This window comes from Sphingobacterium shayense, from assembly GCF_013179575.1.
GTDB classification, from domain to species: domain Bacteria; phylum Bacteroidota; class Bacteroidia; order Sphingobacteriales; family Sphingobacteriaceae; genus Sphingobacterium; species Sphingobacterium shayense.
In genome coordinates this window covers 1-16,584 of record NZ_JABMCQ010000091.1, presented here as the reverse complement: position 1 = coordinate 16,584, position 16,584 = coordinate 1, and the positions used below count along the sequence as shown (strand labels likewise).

Below are 16,584 nucleotides of genomic sequence, written 5' to 3'. Positions count from 1 at the left end.
CTGTAACCTTGTAACGCCGGTACATTGTTGAAAAATCCTGCTAGATATTTAGAAATCGTGCCACCACTAAAAAAACCCGTTAATATTCCAATGAGTGTTATTCCTATTTGAATAGTAGAGAGAAACTGATTCGGATTTTCTTTTAATTTGAGTGCAATCTTCGCGTTATTGGAGGTTTCAGCAGCGGCTTTCAGCCTGGCTTTCCTGCTAGATACAATCGATATTTCAGAAGCAGATAAAATACCATTAATAACAATCAGGCAAAGGATAATTATAATCTCAGTGAGCATAAAGGGAGTTTTGTAGCCTAAAATACAAAATATTTTATTGGAATGGGTTATCGAGTCGGAAAAAAGGGGAACATCTCTTGCAGAAAGGAGTTATTATTCTTTTTGCTAATACGTTTTCTTGGAAACAAAAATAGGTGAAAAATGAGCAAACGTTTGTGTTGTTTCGTTTCTTTTGATTTCAATTTTATTTAATGATATTGCAATTGAATAAGCATGAATTATGTTAAATTTTGAAAGTTTCTAATGTTTGATTATAAAAATATTGATAAGATAAATGCCGCGAATCAATTTGAAATTGAGGGAGATATAGAAAATGTCGAACGGTTTGGTTCTGGCCATATTAACGATACTTACTGTGTGACGACTAACGTTGAAGGGGGAAAACGTTACTTGTTACAACGCATAAATAGCCTTATTTTTCAAAATGTTGCTGGATTAATGGCTAACACAAAACTCGTACTGGACCATCTGAAGAGTAAATTGATATTGCTAGGGCAGGAATCCAACGTAGAAAAAAAGACGTTGACTCTTATTCCGACAAAGGATGGAGACTGGTTTTTCCAGGACGAGGAAAATAGTTTTTGGAGAATGTTCATTCTGATTGAGAACACCAAAAGTTATGATATAGTGGAAACACCAGCACAAGCGTTTTCCGGGGGCCAAGCTTTTGGTGATTTTCAGAAGAAATTATCTGATTTAGATGCTACTGGCTTGATCGAAATCTTACCGAACTTTCACAATATTGATTTCAGGATGACCAATCTGCGCGCCGCTATTTCCGAGAATGCGGCAGGGCGAGTATCAGAAGTAAATGACGTCCTAGCGTATATTTTTGATAGAGAGGATACTATGCGTACGATCTTGAAAATGGGAAACGCAGGAAAATTGCCGATTCGTATTACCCATAATGATACGAAATTTAACAATGTACTTCTAGACTTGCAGGATAATGTGCAATGTGTTATTGATTTGGACACTGTCATGCCTGGGTACGTAGCCTATGATTTTGGCGATGCTATTCGCACTATTATTAATTCCACCGCCGAGGATGAAGAAGATTTATCGAAGGTTGTTCTTAATATACCGCTCTACGAAGCGTATTCCCAAGGTTATTTGAGGGAAGCGCGAGAATTTTTGACGGAAGATGAATTAGATTCACTTCTACATGGTGTTTTTCTTTTGCCGTATATGCAGGCAGTTCGCTTTTTAACGGATTATTTAAACGGCGACACATATTATAAAATCCATTATCCAACACATAATTTGGTTAGGACAAACGCACAGCTTAAATTAGTGCAGGAATTAGAATTGCATAAACAGCAGTTAGCGGCGATTTTAAGTGACAGCATTAGTGTTTAATTCTATATAATTATGAGTAGTCTATTAGTCAAAAAAATAAACATGGAGGTCGACACGTTTACTTATTTTCAGATGCAGAATTGCATGTTTGACTTGCCATGGTACAATATCGCCCATGTCAACTGGTCGGAAGAATATCCCTATAAGCCTTTGGTTAATTTTCAGATTGCTCATGACAATAAAACGATGTATCTCCATTTTGTTGTCGAAGAGGAATTTATTAAAGCGCAGTACGTTCGTCCCAATGAATCGGTTTGGGAGGACAGTTGTGTCGAATTTTTTATCTCGTTTGACAACAAACATACCTATTACAATTTAGAGTTTAATCCGCTGGGCACTGGGCTGATTGGTTATGGGAGTTCAGTTAAATCAGAAAGAAAACGCCTCAGTGCCGAACAAATCGAAACGGTTCGAACAGCAACGTCGGTTGTTAGTGCTTCTGGAACGAAAACATGGTCAATCATTCTTGCTGTGCCTGTTGAAGTATTTCATACGGCAGACATTACTAGTTTCGCCAATATCAGCGGACACGCTAATCTTTATAAATGCGGGGACAATCTGCCACGTGCACACTTTATTTCTTGGAATAGAATTGACCATCCAACCCCAAATTTTCATTTACCCAACTTCTTTGGTGAGATTGTTTTCGAATAGCTTATCTTGGTTTTCCTCCTTAAAACTTATCTAGTAACCCCAGGATGCCGGTGAGCCCTCCTGTATGCAAAGCAAGTACGGTGGAGTGGGGTTTTATTTGTCCTTGAAGGATTTGGTCGTGTAGGGCATAAAAGAGTTTGCCTGTGTAGGTGGGTTCAACGAGTATTCCTGTTTGTCGTGTGAAATTCTTAACGAAAGAAATTAGTTCTGGAGTTGTCTTTGCATATCCCCCGAAATGATAATCGAGTAATAATTTTGGAAGACTCCTCGTCTGGATTCCTAGTTTTTCAATTTCCTCCAATAGAAAGTTTCCTCCTTTTAGTACAGGAACGCCGATTAGCATGCTTTCTAGTTTGTTTTCTTGGATGCCCATTTGTAGTCCGGCAAGCGTCGTCCCTGTGCCACCAGCACAGTATATCTGATCATAGGTTCTCGTGAGTTCACCAATAACATCCTTGCATCCTAACGCACCCTGTTCGCTATATCCTCCTTCGTCAATGTAAAACGCTTGCGGATCGAGTGCGAAATTTTCATCGAATAAGAGACGTTTATTCTTATAAGTCTCCCTCGAAACAAAAATCAGCTCCATTCCAAATATTTGACATAGCTTTAATATTGGATTGTCGACTTCTTCGCCGCGGACAAAACCAATTGTCTTAAAATTGAAAGCTGCCCCTGCTGCAGCGGTTGCTAAAAGATGGTTGGACCACGCCCCGCCGAAAGTCACTAGTGTTTGTTTCGCTAGTTTTTTCGCTTGATTAACAGGATGTTTGAGTTTTCTCCACTTGTTGCCTGATATATACGGATGTATAAGATCGTCTCTTTTTACAAAGACACGAATGTTGTTTTGTTTATATAGGGGAAATATTATTTCCTGTTCCGGACTGTGAAATTCAAATGCCAACATAATACTATCGCCAAAGTTAGTAGATTTTAAAGGATTTCGATACTTTTGCGTGATGGCAGAGGAAATAGATTTTCAAGAACAGGATGACAGAGAGCTTTTTGAGCACTATCGTATTGAAGCGGATAAAGGGCAGGCGTTGCTCCGATTGGATAAATTCTTGATGAACAGAGTGGAAAATACCTCTCGAAACCGGATTCAGAATGCCATTGAGGCGCAAACGGTGTTTGTAAACGGCAACTTGGCAAAAGCTAGTTATAAAATCAAACCATTTGACGTAGTCACTTTAGTCTTAGCTGAACCACCTCGCGATACCGAGGTATACCCCGAAGATATTCCTTTAGATATTCTTTACGAAGATGATGAATTATTGATTGTTAATAAGCAAGCTGGCATGGTTGTTCATCCTGGGTATAACAACTACACCGGTACATTGGTTAATGCTTTAACTTTTCATTTTAATAAGCTGCCTACTCTCCCTGGTAACATTGGTAGACCTGGTCTTGTACACAGGATCGATAAAGATACTTCCGGACTACTCGTTATAGCCAAAACGGAATGGGCGATGACCGTTTTAGCAAAGCAGTTTTATGATCACACAATAAATCGAAAATACAGAGCGTTAGTGTGGGGAGATTTAATGGAAGATGGGACAGTGACTGGATATATTGGACGAAGTCTAAAAGATCGTCGAGTGATGGATGTCTATGATGACCCCGAGAAAGGAAAGTGGGCGGTTACGCATTACCGCGTCTTAGAGCGCTTTGGTTATGTTACTTTGATTGAGTGTTCACTGGAGACAGGTCGTACTCATCAGATACGCGCACATATGAAATCAATCGGACATCCTTTATTTTCGGATGAACTATACGGGGGCAGTAAAATACTTAAAGGCACGACGTTTAGCAAATACAAGCAATTTGTGGCAAATTGTTTTCAGATTATGCCTCGTCAAGCATTACACGCCCAACATTTAGGATTTGTTCATCCTCGGAGCAAAGAGGTGGTTAATTTTGAGGTACCTTTACCCGTAGATTTTCAGGGGGTTCTTGATAAATGGCGTTCCTATTCTTCCCTGCTTGATCAGTAATTTTAAAGAACACACATAGTATGTCATTACAGTATATAAATTTTGATGGGCAAATCATTGCCGCAGATTTACCGGTCGCGACGATGGATAATAGGGCTTTGCGATATGGTGATGGGCTCTTCGAAACGATGCTTTGGAAAGACGGTGATATTCGATTCTTGGATTTTCATATTGAAAGGTTGCAGAAAGGAATGCAATTGTTGCAATTCGAAGAGAATACAAAATTTGATCGTTTTTTTATCCGATCAAAAGTGGATGAATTAGCCAGAAAGAACAATGTTATTGGTCAGCAGTTGCGTGTTCGTTTCAGTGTATTTAGAGCCGGAGGGGGACTTTACTCGCCGGAGACGAACAAACCTGTTTTTTGTATCCAGTTATCACAAATACCTACATCCCTACGGGACAAAAAGATGGGGTTGATTATTGATCTTTTTACCGATGTGAAGAAACCCTTCAGCGATCTCTCACATGTGAAATCTAATAATGCACTGATCTACGTATTGGCGGGAGTTCATAAGAAAAAATATGCTTTCGATGAGGTACTTATTTTGAACCAAGAAGGATTTTTATGTGAAGCGTTGACTTCGAACATTTTCGTGTATTTCGAAAAAACTCTTTATACCCCTGCCTTATCCGAGGCTTGCATTGACGGGGTGATGCGTCGTGTGGTAATGGACATGGCAAATGACGAGGGGATTCCTGTTGTAGAAGCGCAGATTGACCCCCAGATTATGAAGCAGGCCGACGAAATATTTTGTACCAATGCGACACAAGGAGTTCAATGGGTGATGGGATATAAACAAAAGAGATATTTTAACAAGATCTCAAGAATATTACAAGAAAAGCTAATAAATTGGAATTATAACGATGAATAAGAGATAATTAACTTTATTTTGGGTATAAAATACGGTCTGTCATAAAATGGGCCGAATAGCGTGACTAACATCACGCTTTTTTTTCGCTTTCGAATACAGTATTATACGTTTTATTTGATTTTGTTACGTTGTACCAGTAGATAGGAGACGTATAGGAGTATCAACCAAACAGGGATTAATTCAACAGATATCTTTAATCCAGTATACCACATCATTATCAGCACACCTAGTAGAAATAGCAAGCAAATATAATTGGTTATCGGATAAAAAAGGGACGGAAATAACGATTTTTCATTATTCAACCCTATTTGTTTTTTGAAAAAAAGATGTGTTAAACAGATCATGATCCAGTTAATAACGAGTGAAGAGACAACTAGACTCATCAATACTTCAAGAGCTTTTTCAGGAACTATTTTGTTGACAACAATACATACTGCAACCAACCCTGCGGAGACGAGGATAGCGTTGATAGGAGAGTGATTTTTATTGAGTTTTGTCAAAAATCTTGGTGCATTTTTTTGTTCGGCTAAACCGTAAAGCATTCGTGAATTACTGTAAACACAACTGTTATATACAGATAATGCCGCGGTGAGCACAATGAGATTCAGAGCGTTTGCAATGATATTCGTGAAGTAATATGTCGATCCTAAAAGCTCGAATTGCATACCTTTAAGAGTGGCAAACACCTCAACAAAGGGACTGGTCTCTGGGGTCATACTTCGCCAAGGCATGAGCGAAAATAAAATAACCAACGAGCCTATATAGAATATTAAAATACGCCATAACACTTGGTTAGTCGCTTTTGGAATATTTTTTTCTGGATTTTCTGCTTCAGCCGCAGTTATACCGACCAGTTCAAGCCCTCCGAAAGAAAACATAATCATTACTAAGGCAGCTAGCAAACCTTGGAACGAACCATCTTCTGTGGAACTTAACCATCCTTTTGGGAAAAAACCACCGTCGTTGGTAAGGTTTTTCAGCGTTGCATGTTCGCCTCCGTTTCCTGTAATTAATAAATAGGACCCAAAGAATATCATTGCTATTATGGCGATTACCTTGATAATGGAAAACCAAAACTCTGTCTCTCCGTAGACTTTTACAGACGCTAAGTTTAAGGCATTGATGACAATAAAGAAAAACAAACTTGAGATCCATAAGGGGATCTCGGGCCACCAAAATTGAACATAATGTCCAATCGCTGTGAGCTCTGCCATACTGACGAGCAAATAGAGAACCCAATAATTCCATCCCGACGCGTAGCCTCCAAAAGGCCCCCAATATTTATTTGCGAAAAAACTGAAACTACCCGATACGGGTTCATGCACAACCATTTCACCGAGTTGTCGCATAATAAAGAATGCAATAATTCCAGCTATCGCATACCCTAAAATCACGGAAGGTCCCGCTAAAATGGCCGCTTGTCCTACGCCAAGGAACAAACCCGTGCCGATCGCTCCTCCAAGTGCTATTAATTGAATATGTCTATTACTAAGCCCTCGTTTAAGTGATTTATTTTCAGTGGTATCTGTTTTCAATTTGTTTTAATTCTTATCGATTTAAAAATTAATGGCAAGATAGATGTTTCTAATGGAATATTATCCTGTTTTTCAAGAAAAACTTAAGTGACAATCAGAGTTAAGTCTCCACGTAAATAATGTGCAACACAATAATTACTAATGTATATTAAAGTTCTTTGGCCAAAAACTATTTAGGGATGGAGATGTAGTCAAGCTTTCGTAGCACAACGGAATTGGCTACAAAAGCTTGACTATGAAGACCTATAAATGTGTTAATAATGTGAAATAAGCTTGTTTTTAGGAAACTTAATTGAATACGAAAATTTTACTTTCTTTGTTTCTCCGGGAGCCAAATCGATATCCCACGTGAGAATTCCGGTTTGTGAATTTACAATTGCTCCATCTCTATCCAATAATTCAATTTCCATTGCTTTGTCGGTTGAAAGTGGATATTGGTCATTTATTTTAACTGAAATGGGAATTTTCTTGTTGTTTTTTAAACTGATTTCATAGGTGTAGCGCTGTGTTTTGTTGTTTCCAAACACTTTTGTTTGAGAAAGTTCGCTAATTAATTCGCGTTTCACTTGTATTAGCTTGTCACGCCCCATGCTTAATTGTAGGGTGTCAGAAGTGTTGTTGGGATCTATATAGGTTCTTCCAACCATCGTATTCTCGACGAAAATATTTGATTCACCGGGTATAAGATTCAGTTTCTCATAATTCGTGAGTTCGGCAGTTAAGTACACATCTTGATCGACTCGTGGAGTAGAGACATATTTATAGCTCGCAGGGGTCTGGTACTCGCGTAGAACTACAGCATGCTTTTTGCCGTTCGAAATGATCGTATAAGGGAGCTCGATATCAAATGAAGTATGCATTTGATTTTCGGTTTGTACGACTGGCGGGGATGACATTTTAATATTTGCAGCTGACCTTTTTATATTTGAAACTACGCTTACTTCGTCGAGAATCTGCGTTGACTCTCGCCCAATATACCCTGTGAATGGTTGGTTGAAGTATAATTGCCATGGTTGAAGTACCGGTAGAATTCCTCCTTGAGATGGGTTACCCGAGGACAAGCGGAGTCGCACATTATTCCAATCCACACCCGTATTTTGGGATACATTCGCTTTATAAATAATATGCACCGGCCCATTTAAATCATCTGCGCGTATGTCGTATGTTGCGTTCCATCCGGCGCTGGAGGCGAGGTAAGCAATCGTGAAAGGTTTTATTCCTGCATTGGTGTTCATGACTTGTACGACGAGTTGTCCACCGGCAGCCAATGTTTGGCCTTTGAGTTCTTCCAGCTGGTCTTTGGCATTTTGCACAATCGGTGCTTGTAAAACTATATTTTCTTCAATTCTACTGATGTTATTTTTTACCTTAAGGTATTTCGGTTGGTAATATTCTGTCATCCTTATTAACTCGGCCACGGTTGTGCCAGAATTCTCTGATGATATTTTTTGGTTTTTCTCTAAAAGCTTCAGGACAGATTCTTCCGTTTCTTTAGCATTCTCTAATTCGATCAACTTATTTTTTTCTTTTTTAAAGATGTTCTCGAATTTGATATATTCCTCTGTTTTATTAGTTTGGGTAATATAGTTTTTAGTGTATCGAACGGATAAGATGGTTACCGCAGCGTTCGATCCGATCTGAATCGTATTCTCATCGATATCGGAGGCGACATGTGTGAAAATAATTTCACTGCTTCCCGTAGGTAAGTTAACAGAGGCTTTGTGGTTTAATTCAGCGCTGTTTGTAAAGACAGTGACATTTTCTAAATCGGTTTTTACTTGCAGATGATCTTGTGCGAAAGTAGTCGTGGTCAATATAGCTCCGACAACTACCAGAAAGGAACGTTTATTTTTCATGCTCTTTATTTTTCACAACGGATGCAGCAAAGAGCATGATTCCACAATAGGGAAAAAAAAAGTAGCTCAAGGCTACTTTTTTTGATTCTCAGTTACGGCTATTCCACATCCACATCCTTTGGAGCACCCCCCTTTTTGATTAGAAGGGAACATTCTTTTTGCAAGAAAAATGGACGCTACGATAAAGATAATTCCGATAATTCCATATTGAATGTAAAGTTCCATAATTATATTATTTTAGAGTTTGGTATGCAATAAATGCAAATACATAAGCGACTCCTGTCATCATGACCGTTTGGAAGATTGTCCATTTCCATGATCCCGTTTCTCTTTTGACTGTGGCGATGGTGCTCATGCATTGCATCGCAAACGCGTAAAACAGTAATAATGATACGCCCGAGGCTAGATTGTAAGCGGGTAAACCTGTATTTCTATTTGTTTCTGATCGCATTCGGCTAAATAAAGTCTCCTTTTGAGTTTCGTCTTCAATATCGATGTCCTCTCCTAAACTATAGACCGTGGCCATAGTCGCTACAAATACTTCACGTGCGGCGAAAGACGAAACCAAACCAATTCCCATTTTCCAGTCATATCCAAGAGGTTCAACTATAGGCTCGATTCCCATTCCAATATAACCAAGAAACGAGTGCTCGAGTTTAAATGAAGCTACCTCTTCTTCAAGATGATGGTCACTCAAATTAGGATTGGCCTGGACAACATATCTTTCAGCTTCGCTGAATTTGTCATTGGGACCAAAGCTTCCTAGCACCCATAACACGACAGACATTGCCAAAATTATTTTACCAGCACCAAATATAAAACTTGAAGTTTTATCCCAAATGTTCGTTACAACGTTTTTCCAATCGGGAGACTTGTATGAAGGAAGTTCAAATATTAAAAAGCTTCTATGTTCGTTTTTGATCACGTAGTTTAATATCCAGGCAGATACTAGCGCCGCTACTACACCTAATATATAAAGTAAAGTCAGGACTAAACCTTGCAGACCAAATCCTAAAAACGACTCATTAGGAATCACTAAACCGATAAGTACAATATATATCGGCAGACGTGCTGCACAGGTCATAAATGGTGTTACCAACATGGTCAGTAACCGTTCTTTTGTGTTCTCAATATTTCGAGCAGACATGATGGCGGGGACGGCACAACCTATTCCCGAAATAAGAGGGATTACGGATTTACCGTTTAAACCGTAAGGCCTTAGCCATCGATCCATTAAGAATACAACTCGACTCATATATCCTGTTTCTTCCATTAGTGACACTAACAAAAACAGAATGGCGATTTGAGGAATAAAAATCACTATTCCACCAATACCGGCAAGGATCCCCTGTGTAATAAGGTCCGAGATCGGGCCCTCGGGTAGAATAGTAGAAGTGTAATTCACCAAGGCAGAGAAATTTTCATCAATCCAATCCATTATTGGCGTAGATAGTGTAAACACTAATTGGAATGTGAAAAATAATATTAAAAAGAAGATTATATATCCGATAATTGGGTGCAACAGAAATTTATCTATTGCGTTTGTTTTGTTTAAATGTTGATTTTCAATCTTATTAATGAAAGCCGCTGTCTGCTCATCGACCAATTTATGACGTATTAATACTTCGTGTTTCTGCAGGTCATTTGCGGACAGGTTGTGTTTCTCGCGTATTTTGAGGATGGAATTATGTTGTTCTTTCGAAAGAAAACTAACTTTATCTTGTACGAGGTATTGCCATGTCTGATATTCCGTAAGAAGGGGGAACAAAGCTTTTGCTTCCTGTATTGGCGCGAGGTATTTCGGATCAATATTGAAATTTCCAACGTATGCGCCAGGGCGATCATCGAATGCAGTAATAAGTTCCTTAATCCCTTTGCCGTTGCGAGCGTCGGTTGTGTACACTTTACAACGCAAAAAAGCCTCCAATTTATTATAATCGATGTTTATGCCCTTTGCGCTTAGCTCATCAATCATATTGATGACGAAAATTGCCTGTAGACCAAGTTCACGTGCTTGTTGATACAATATAATTGAGCGCGCGAGATTGTTTGGTTCACCCACGACAACAACGAGATCCGGATAATATTTATTGTTTTTATCGGCGAGTGTGTTAAACACAATTTCTTCATCTAGCGAGGTAGGGAATAGGGTATAGGTACCTGGTAGATCCACTATTGTGTAATTCTTACCATTTGCTTTAAGGGAGCCTTCTCTTTTTTCGACGGTAATCCCAGGATAATTTCCTACCTTTTGATGAAGTTTGGTGATGCGGTTAAATAAAGATGTTTTACCGACATTGGGGTTACCCAATAGCGCTATAATGGGGTTATTCATAGTTACTTGCTTACAAAAATATGTGCTGCTTCTGATTTACGGATAGCCACTAATGTGTTAGAGCTATGGATGTGAAGTCCAATAGGACCGCTAAACGGAGCTTTGTGTTTTATCTCGATTGTGGTTCCAGGTAAAAGGCCTAACTCAAAAAATTTTGATGGCACAACTTTGTTATCGACCGACCTAATTGTTGCAACTTCTCCGACTCTCAGGGCATCCAATTTGAAACTTTCTTGCATTTGTAGTGTTAAAAGATTTTAAAATATGTATTCGTATCTCGATCAATTTTATTTGAATCCAAAGATAGCTAATTTAGAATTGTTCTACGGTCTTGTCGATGTCACACTTTTGTTTAAATCTTAAATAAATGAGAATAGAGGACGAAGTTAAAGTAATGAAATTTACGAATGATTGGCACAAATTTACTGTTAATATTCTTTTTACGTCAAGTTGGTTAAGTCTTAGTTCGGAAAAGCGGGCGGTTAAATCAGATAACACGTTACAGTGTTTTAATGCTCTGCGGATACAGAGTGGTCAGTTACCGAAGCCGACGACTAACAAACTTTTGCGTTCATGTATGATGAACAACACACCGATATTTATATTTAACACAGTAGGGTCTTGATTTCGAGGGTATTGAGTATGGTGCGATGTTAAACGATCTACTGTTGAATAATCTTAGTGAAGGCCAAGCTCTATTGTTGAGCGACCTTCTTAATAAAGTACCCGGATAGACATTGAGATAGCGCAAAGGATAGGGTGGCTTTGATGATAGCATATCACGCCGACGAGTGCTTGTTAACAGATGCCCTCTATTTCGGAAACGTCCTTAATAAACACCATTTTTAGACATTAACACCTCCTCTCGTTTCCGAGTCAGAATTCTAGTAAGTTATTACGGTTTTCTACTGAAAATCGGAGATCTTTTGTGTACAGTGTCTCCATAATTTTTAGACACATAATCCATGTTCCAACATATCAATCAAGAGGAAGATCGTTCATTTTCTTCTCTCATATGCAATATTGTCCAAACATATAACCGTATTTTTGCACAGCTTATGAGTGAATAAGTTCCGACCACAAGTCATCGGAATCGAAAATAGCTAATGCGCGTGATCATGTTTGTCTCCGTGGTCGTGATTATCATGTTGTTCAATTTGATGTGTATTGTCACTTTCGTGTGCGTGGTCATGACCATCTTCGAACAGGAAGTTAAAAAGTGAAACAACGACTCCCAATAATACGGCTACTAATTTTTTGCGATTAAATTTATGATGATCGGCAGATCCTGATTCAAAAAGGATTGTCGTTGAAATATGTAAGAAGATTCCGATAACAATTGCCATTATTTTATCAAAATATTTTGCGATATTACCAATATCTCCTTCGCTAATCCCTTTACTGGTGACAAAACCCAAAGGTGTCATCGCTGCAAATATAAATACGAAAAATGTTATTTTTGATCGTGATAGGCGTGTGTTTATTAGCAAACTGCCCAATGCAAATGCTGCAGGAATATGATGAATAGCGATGCCAAATACGAGCTCAGACTGGTGACCCGCAGCAAGCGGCATGCCCTCCAAGAAAGCATGGAGACAAAGGCTGATCATAATGCCTAGCGGAAAAACGGCGTGATCATGGTGATGTATATGGCCATGTTCAATACCCTGAGAGAATTGTTCCAAGACCAACTGAAATAAAAATCCACCAAGTATATAGAGACCGATAATTTCGGGGCTGGTACTGTTACTAATATACGCGTGTGGTATTAGGTGTAATACAGTGATGCTGAATAGATATGCACCGCTAAAGGATAAGATAAGCTTCAGCAATGATGTATTGTCCCTTTTCACGAAAAAAACGGTTAATCCAGCGACAAAGGCCGAAATAAATAATATGGTAACAATTAGGTACGAGTTCATACAGAAGCCTGCTGAGGAGAATCTATGCTGTTAAAAAAAGAAGGGAAAAATCGCTTAAAAAGAAGACCCACGCCAATGCCTATTAATATGCCAAGTGCAGATCCGGCAAGAATGTCTAGGGGGTAGTGCACACCAACATAGATTTGTGAGACGCTGATCAGTGTTGCCCATGTTATCGCGAGCCATAAAACATGTTTCCAGCGTCGTCGAAAAAGTACTATCCAGAAAAAGGCCATCGCAAAATGATTTGTTGCGTGAGAAGAGGTAAAGCTATACCCAGAACCGCAACGCACACGAATATTCACTTCGTTTTTAAAGACTAAATCATTGCATGGACGGATTCGTTTGACGTTTTTCTTTATTACATGTGAGGAAACGGCATCAGAAATTCCAAAATTTGCTAATGTGAACAGAACAACGAAGATTCCCATTTTCCCGTAATGTTTAATGAAGAAAATAATGAGAAAAAGGTATAGAGGAGCCCATGTATAGGGGTTTCGGAGGATTGGTAACAGCCAATCGAAAAAGGGATTACTCAACCCTTGGTTGACCGCCAGAAAAAGATCCTGGTCAAATTGAACAAGTTGATTCCACATATGTTGTGTAGATGTTTTTTTACGTTTTTAAAAATAAAGAAAAATAAGCAACATTAACTATATTTTCTAAATGAAACAGTGTTGCAACGAAAGTACATCTTTACTGGTAAATGTGAAAGTTTTATAGGAATATTTGTTCTATAAAGCTATTTTTACCTGAAAAAGGAATATATATGACGCTTATAAAATCGATTTCAGGTATTCGAGGGACGATTGGCGGCAAGGCGGGAGACGGTCTTACCCCAATTGATATTGTTAAATTTACTGCAGCTTTCGGACGGATCCTATTAGGCAGCTCGGATAGTAAAACGATTGTTGTTGGACGCGATGCGCGTGAATCTGGCGAAATGGTTAGCAATTTGGTCGTTGGTACTTTACAAAGTATCGGAGCAAATGTTATTAATTTAGGGCTTTCAACTACACCAACGGTTGAGCTGGCGGTGCCGATGGAAAATGCTGCCGGAGGAATAATTTTAACAGCTTCTCATAATCCGGGACAATGGAACGCCTTGAAACTTCTAAATAGTAAAGGAGAGTTCATAAGTGATTTGGAAGGACAAGAAGTTCTTCGGCTTGGTGAAAGTTTAGAGTTTGATTTTTCTCAGGTAGAGGAGCTTGGGACTGAGCGTAGTGACGAATCATATCTACAAAAACATATTGACGCTGTGTTAGCTTTACCGATTGTTGACGTTGAAGCTATCCGTTCCGCTAATTTTAAAATAGCGGTAGATGCAGTGAATAGTACAGGCGGCTTTTTTATTCCAGCTTTGCTGACAGCTTTGGGTGTTGAGACCATCTATAAGATTCATTGTGAGCCCAATGGTAAATTTCCGCACAATCCTGAGCCTTTAAAGGAGCATTTGACAGATTTATCCGATGCTGTTATAAGCAACGGTGCCGACCTTGGAATTGCGGTAGATCCAGATGTAGACAGATTGGTGTTCATGATGGAAAACGGTGAGCTTTTTGGTGAGGAATACACATTGGTCGGTGTTGCGGATTATATTCTTTCTAAAACACCCGGCAACACAGTTTCAAATTTATCTTCCACACGTGCGCTTCGCGACGTAACCCATAAACATGGAGGAAACTATTACGCGGCAGCGGTAGGTGAAGTAAATGTTGTTACTAAAATGAAGGAAGTGGACGCTGTTATCGGCGGAGAAGGCAATGGAGGAGTAATTTACCCAGACTCACACTACGGTCGAGACGCATTGGTGGGAGTAGCTATTTTCTTAAGTCATTTAGCAAAACTGGGTGTTACTGCCTCTACGTATCGCGCGAGCTTGCCCCAGTATTATATGTCTAAGAATAAAATTACCTTAACACCGAATTTGGATATCGATGGCTTGTTAGCTGCAATGCAAGAGAAATATAAAGATGAAGAGCACAGCACGATCGATGGTTTGAAGATAGATTTTGCAGATACATGGGTTCATTTACGCAAGTCAAATACAGAACCGATTATCCGTATCTATTCTGAAGGTCCGACACAGCAAGACGCAGAGGATACCGCAAATCGAATTATAGCAGAGATTCAGCAAATAATTAAGTAATTTAATAAAACAGACGGTCAATTTTGATCGTCTGTTTTATTAATAATGCTCTATATTAATTCCACTTCCAGGCAAGTATACGAATAGTCTTATTCCCTTGTGTCATTGGAATTATTTTTACATGAGCTGCTTTGTGATATTCCAAAATTGCGACAAGTGGTTTTATATTATCTTTATCGGATAATAGCGAGGTTGTCCAGCCTAACTGGTCTTTGTACTCCATACTCTGATAAATCATCGTACGCACAAATTGACGTTCACCTCCTTCACACCAAAGCTCATTCGGATGTCCACCGAAATTTTGGACAGGTATGGCTGATGGTTTTTTGTTAAGATTGTGGAACTTCTTAGTCGATTTCGACCAATTATCTTCTCGCGATTTAAAAAAAGGTGGGTTACATACAACGGCGTGAAAACGGTCAGATTTTTCTATAATCCCTGTAAATATATTCTCTTTTTCTTCTTGAAAACGTAAATCGATATTTTTCTTCAAGTTTACATTGTTTTTCAAGATAGACTGTGCGTGTTGAATCGCATTTATATCTATGTCAGTACCTACAAAAGTCCATTGATATAGTCTTTGTCCAAGTATAGGATAGATACAGGAAGAACCTGTTCCTATGTCTAGGATTTTGATATTTTTGCCTTTAGGGATAACTCCATTGTTGTCCTCTGCAAGTAGATCCGCTAGATGATGAATGTAGTCCGCTCTCCCTGGTATGGGCGGACAAAGACTATTTTTTAAGATCGACCAATGCTCAATTTCATAATACTTTTGTAGTATACTTTTGTTAAGTTCAAAAACAGCATCTGGGTCCCCAAAATCAATCGATTCCGTTCCTCCCGGTGTGAGTATTATATATTCTTTGAGGGCAGGATTCTTAGTTACGAGTTTTCTTAGGTCATAACCGTTTCCATGTAAATTTCGTGGATGGAGTGATTTCTTTTGTGGGGAATGCGACATATTGTTTAATTTTGGAACAAAGGTACCACAAAATTTGTTGGGTTTCGCGATTGTCAGATCATAGTACTATCTTTCCGAAAACTAGCCTCTATTTTTTAATGAAGCTAAGTACCACATTCAAATACACAAGTTTTTTATACGTATACGCGACTTACTTCAGGAAATGGCAGATTTTGATATTAAAGACTTTTTAGACCGAAAAGTAGAAGCATTTAACACACCATCGTTTATTGAGAACGATCCTATCTGTATCCCGCATCTTTTCACGAATCAACAGGATATTGAGATTATGGGTTTTTTTGCTTCTATTTTAGCGTGGGGGCAGCGAAAAACGATCGTCAACAAATGTAAAGAATTAATCGATCGGTTTGATGGTCATCCGGCTGAATTCATTCGTGGCCACCATGATAGTGACCTTAAGCAGCTTTTAGGATTTAAACATCGAACGTTTAACGATACCGATTTACTTTATTTCGTTTCATTCTTAAATTTTCACTACAGTCAATTCGAGTCTTTGGAGGATGCGTTTCTATTAGATCAATCTTCTTCAAGTGTTTTCTCTATGGAAAAGAGTCTTGATGAATTTAAAAATTATTTTTTTTCCTTGACAGATTTCCCAATACGTACGATGAAGCATGTTAGTTCGCC

General features: G+C 38.8%; 15 protein-coding genes. 6 read left to right on the top strand and 9 right to left on the bottom strand.

Annotated elements, in window-relative coordinates; genetic code table 11:
* A partial coding sequence (locus HP439_RS11685; protein WP_172390520.1) for a CNNM domain-containing protein occupies positions 1–290 on the bottom strand: 290 nt, incomplete at its 3' end.
* A 243-nt stretch (positions 291–533) separates the two neighbouring features.
* Here HP439_RS11685 and HP439_RS11680 point away from each other — a divergent pair.
* Both HP439_RS11680 and HP439_RS11675 read left to right on the top strand, forming a co-directional pair.
* Positions 534–1,649, top strand: coding sequence for a phosphotransferase enzyme family protein (locus tag HP439_RS11680; protein WP_172390519.1), 1,116 nt, complete (start codon positions 534–536; stop codon positions 1,647–1,649).
* A 12-nt stretch (positions 1,650–1,661) separates the two neighbouring features.
* The gene (locus HP439_RS11675; protein ID WP_172390518.1) at positions 1,662–2,303 is read left to right on the top strand and encodes a carbohydrate-binding family 9-like protein; all 642 of its coding nucleotides are present in this window, start codon (positions 1,662–1,664) and stop codon (positions 2,301–2,303) included.
* A 19-nt stretch (positions 2,304–2,322) separates the two neighbouring features.
* Here the strand turns inward: HP439_RS11675 and HP439_RS11670 are convergent, their stop codons facing one another.
* Entirely contained in the window at positions 2,323–3,210 is an 888-nt protein-coding gene (locus HP439_RS11670; protein ID WP_172390517.1) for a 1-aminocyclopropane-1-carboxylate deaminase/D-cysteine desulfhydrase, read from the bottom strand.
* 52 nt (positions 3,211–3,262) lie between these two features.
* Between HP439_RS11670 and HP439_RS11665 the strand changes: the two genes are divergently transcribed.
* Positions 3,263–4,297, top strand: a complete 1,035-nt coding sequence (locus HP439_RS11665; protein WP_172390516.1) for an RluA family pseudouridine synthase — start codon at positions 3,263–3,265, stop codon at positions 4,295–4,297.
* A gap of 20 nt (positions 4,298–4,317) precedes the next feature.
* Positions 4,318–5,172, top strand: coding sequence for an aminotransferase class IV (locus HP439_RS11660; RefSeq protein WP_172390515.1), 855 nt, complete (start codon positions 4,318–4,320; stop codon positions 5,170–5,172).
* A gap of 110 nt (positions 5,173–5,282) precedes the next feature.
* On the opposite strand, the gene HP439_RS11655 is transcribed toward HP439_RS11660, so the two are convergent.
* The 6 genes from HP439_RS11655 to HP439_RS11630 all read right to left on the bottom strand — a co-directional run bounded on the left by HP439_RS11655 (position 5,283) and on the right by HP439_RS11630 (position 13,416).
* Positions 5,283–6,707 carry an amino acid permease gene (locus HP439_RS11655; RefSeq protein ID WP_172390514.1) on the bottom strand — a complete coding sequence of 475 codons (1,425 nt, stop codon included), beginning with the start codon at positions 6,705–6,707 and terminating at the stop codon, positions 5,283–5,285.
* 254 nt (positions 6,708–6,961) lie between these two features.
* Entirely contained in the window at positions 6,962–8,563 is a 1,602-nt protein-coding gene (locus HP439_RS11650; protein ID WP_172390513.1) for a DUF4139 domain-containing protein, read from the bottom strand.
* 232 nt (positions 8,564–8,795) lie between these two features.
* The gene (gene feoB, locus HP439_RS11645) at positions 8,796–10,898 is read right to left on the bottom strand and encodes a ferrous iron transport protein B (protein WP_172390512.1); all 2,103 of its coding nucleotides are present in this window, start codon (positions 10,896–10,898) and stop codon (positions 8,796–8,798) included.
* Between the two features lie 2 nt (positions 10,899–10,900).
* Positions 10,901–11,137, bottom strand: a complete 237-nt coding sequence (locus HP439_RS11640; protein WP_172390511.1) for a FeoA family protein — start codon at positions 11,135–11,137, stop codon at positions 10,901–10,903.
* A gap of 864 nt (positions 11,138–12,001) precedes the next feature.
* Entirely contained in the window at positions 12,002–12,820 is an 819-nt protein-coding gene (locus tag HP439_RS11635; protein WP_172390510.1) for a ZIP family metal transporter, read from the bottom strand.
* The gene (locus HP439_RS11630; RefSeq protein WP_172390509.1) at positions 12,817–13,416 is read right to left on the bottom strand and encodes a phosphatase PAP2 family protein; all 600 of its coding nucleotides are present in this window, start codon (positions 13,414–13,416) and stop codon (positions 12,817–12,819) included. Before HP439_RS11630 ends, HP439_RS11635 begins: the two co-directional genes overlap by 4 nt.
* A 173-nt stretch (positions 13,417–13,589) precedes the next feature.
* On the opposite strand from HP439_RS11630, the gene glmM reads away from it, so the two are divergent.
* Complete coding sequence (gene glmM, locus HP439_RS11625; protein WP_172390508.1) at positions 13,590–14,972, top strand: phosphoglucosamine mutase; 1,383 nt, start codon at positions 13,590–13,592, stop codon at positions 14,970–14,972.
* A 55-nt stretch (positions 14,973–15,027) separates the two neighbouring features.
* On the opposite strand, the gene rlmF is transcribed toward glmM, so the two are convergent.
* Entirely contained in the window at positions 15,028–15,936 is a 909-nt protein-coding gene (rlmF, locus tag HP439_RS11620; RefSeq protein WP_172390507.1) for a 23S rRNA (adenine(1618)-N(6))-methyltransferase RlmF, read from the bottom strand.
* A gap of 163 nt (positions 15,937–16,099) precedes the next feature.
* Between rlmF and HP439_RS11615 the strand changes: the two genes are divergently transcribed.
* On the top strand, positions 16,100–16,584 hold a 485-nt coding region (locus HP439_RS11615), incomplete at its 3' end, for a DUF2400 family protein (RefSeq protein ID WP_172390506.1).

What these genes read in the sequence shown, in the direction of transcription:
- HP439_RS11680 (WP_172390519.1), top strand. Translation starts at nt 534, where the DNA reads ATGTTTGATTATAAAAATATTGATAAGATAAATGCCGCGAATCAATTT.
- HP439_RS11675 (WP_172390518.1), top strand. Translation starts at nt 1,662, where the DNA reads ATGAGTAGTCTATTAGTCAAAAAAATAAACATGGAGGTCGACACGTTT.
- HP439_RS11670 (WP_172390517.1), bottom strand. Translation starts at nt 3,210, where the DNA reads ATGTTGGCATTTGAATTTCACAGTCCGGAACAGGAAATAATATTTCCC.
- HP439_RS11665 (WP_172390516.1), top strand. Translation starts at nt 3,263, where the DNA reads ATGGCAGAGGAAATAGATTTTCAAGAACAGGATGACAGAGAGCTTTTT.
- HP439_RS11660 (WP_172390515.1), top strand. Translation starts at nt 4,318, where the DNA reads ATGTCATTACAGTATATAAATTTTGATGGGCAAATCATTGCCGCAGAT.
- HP439_RS11650 (WP_172390513.1), bottom strand. Translation starts at nt 8,563, where the DNA reads ATGAAAAATAAACGTTCCTTTCTGGTAGTTGTCGGAGCTATATTGACC.
- feoB (WP_172390512.1), bottom strand. Translation starts at nt 10,898, where the DNA reads ATGAATAACCCCATTATAGCGCTATTGGGTAACCCCAATGTCGGTAAA.
- HP439_RS11640 (WP_172390511.1), bottom strand. Translation starts at nt 11,137, where the DNA reads ATGCAAGAAAGTTTCAAATTGGATGCCCTGAGAGTCGGAGAAGTTGCA.
- HP439_RS11635 (WP_172390510.1), bottom strand. Translation starts at nt 12,820, where the DNA reads ATGAACTCGTACCTAATTGTTACCATATTATTTATTTCGGCCTTTGTC.
- HP439_RS11630 (WP_172390509.1), bottom strand. Translation starts at nt 13,416, where the DNA reads ATGTGGAATCAACTTGTTCAATTTGACCAGGATCTTTTTCTGGCGGTC.
- glmM (WP_172390508.1), top strand. Translation starts at nt 13,590, where the DNA reads ATGACGCTTATAAAATCGATTTCAGGTATTCGAGGGACGATTGGCGGC.
- rlmF (WP_172390507.1), bottom strand. Translation starts at nt 15,936, where the DNA reads ATGTCGCATTCCCCACAAAAGAAATCACTCCATCCACGAAATTTACAT.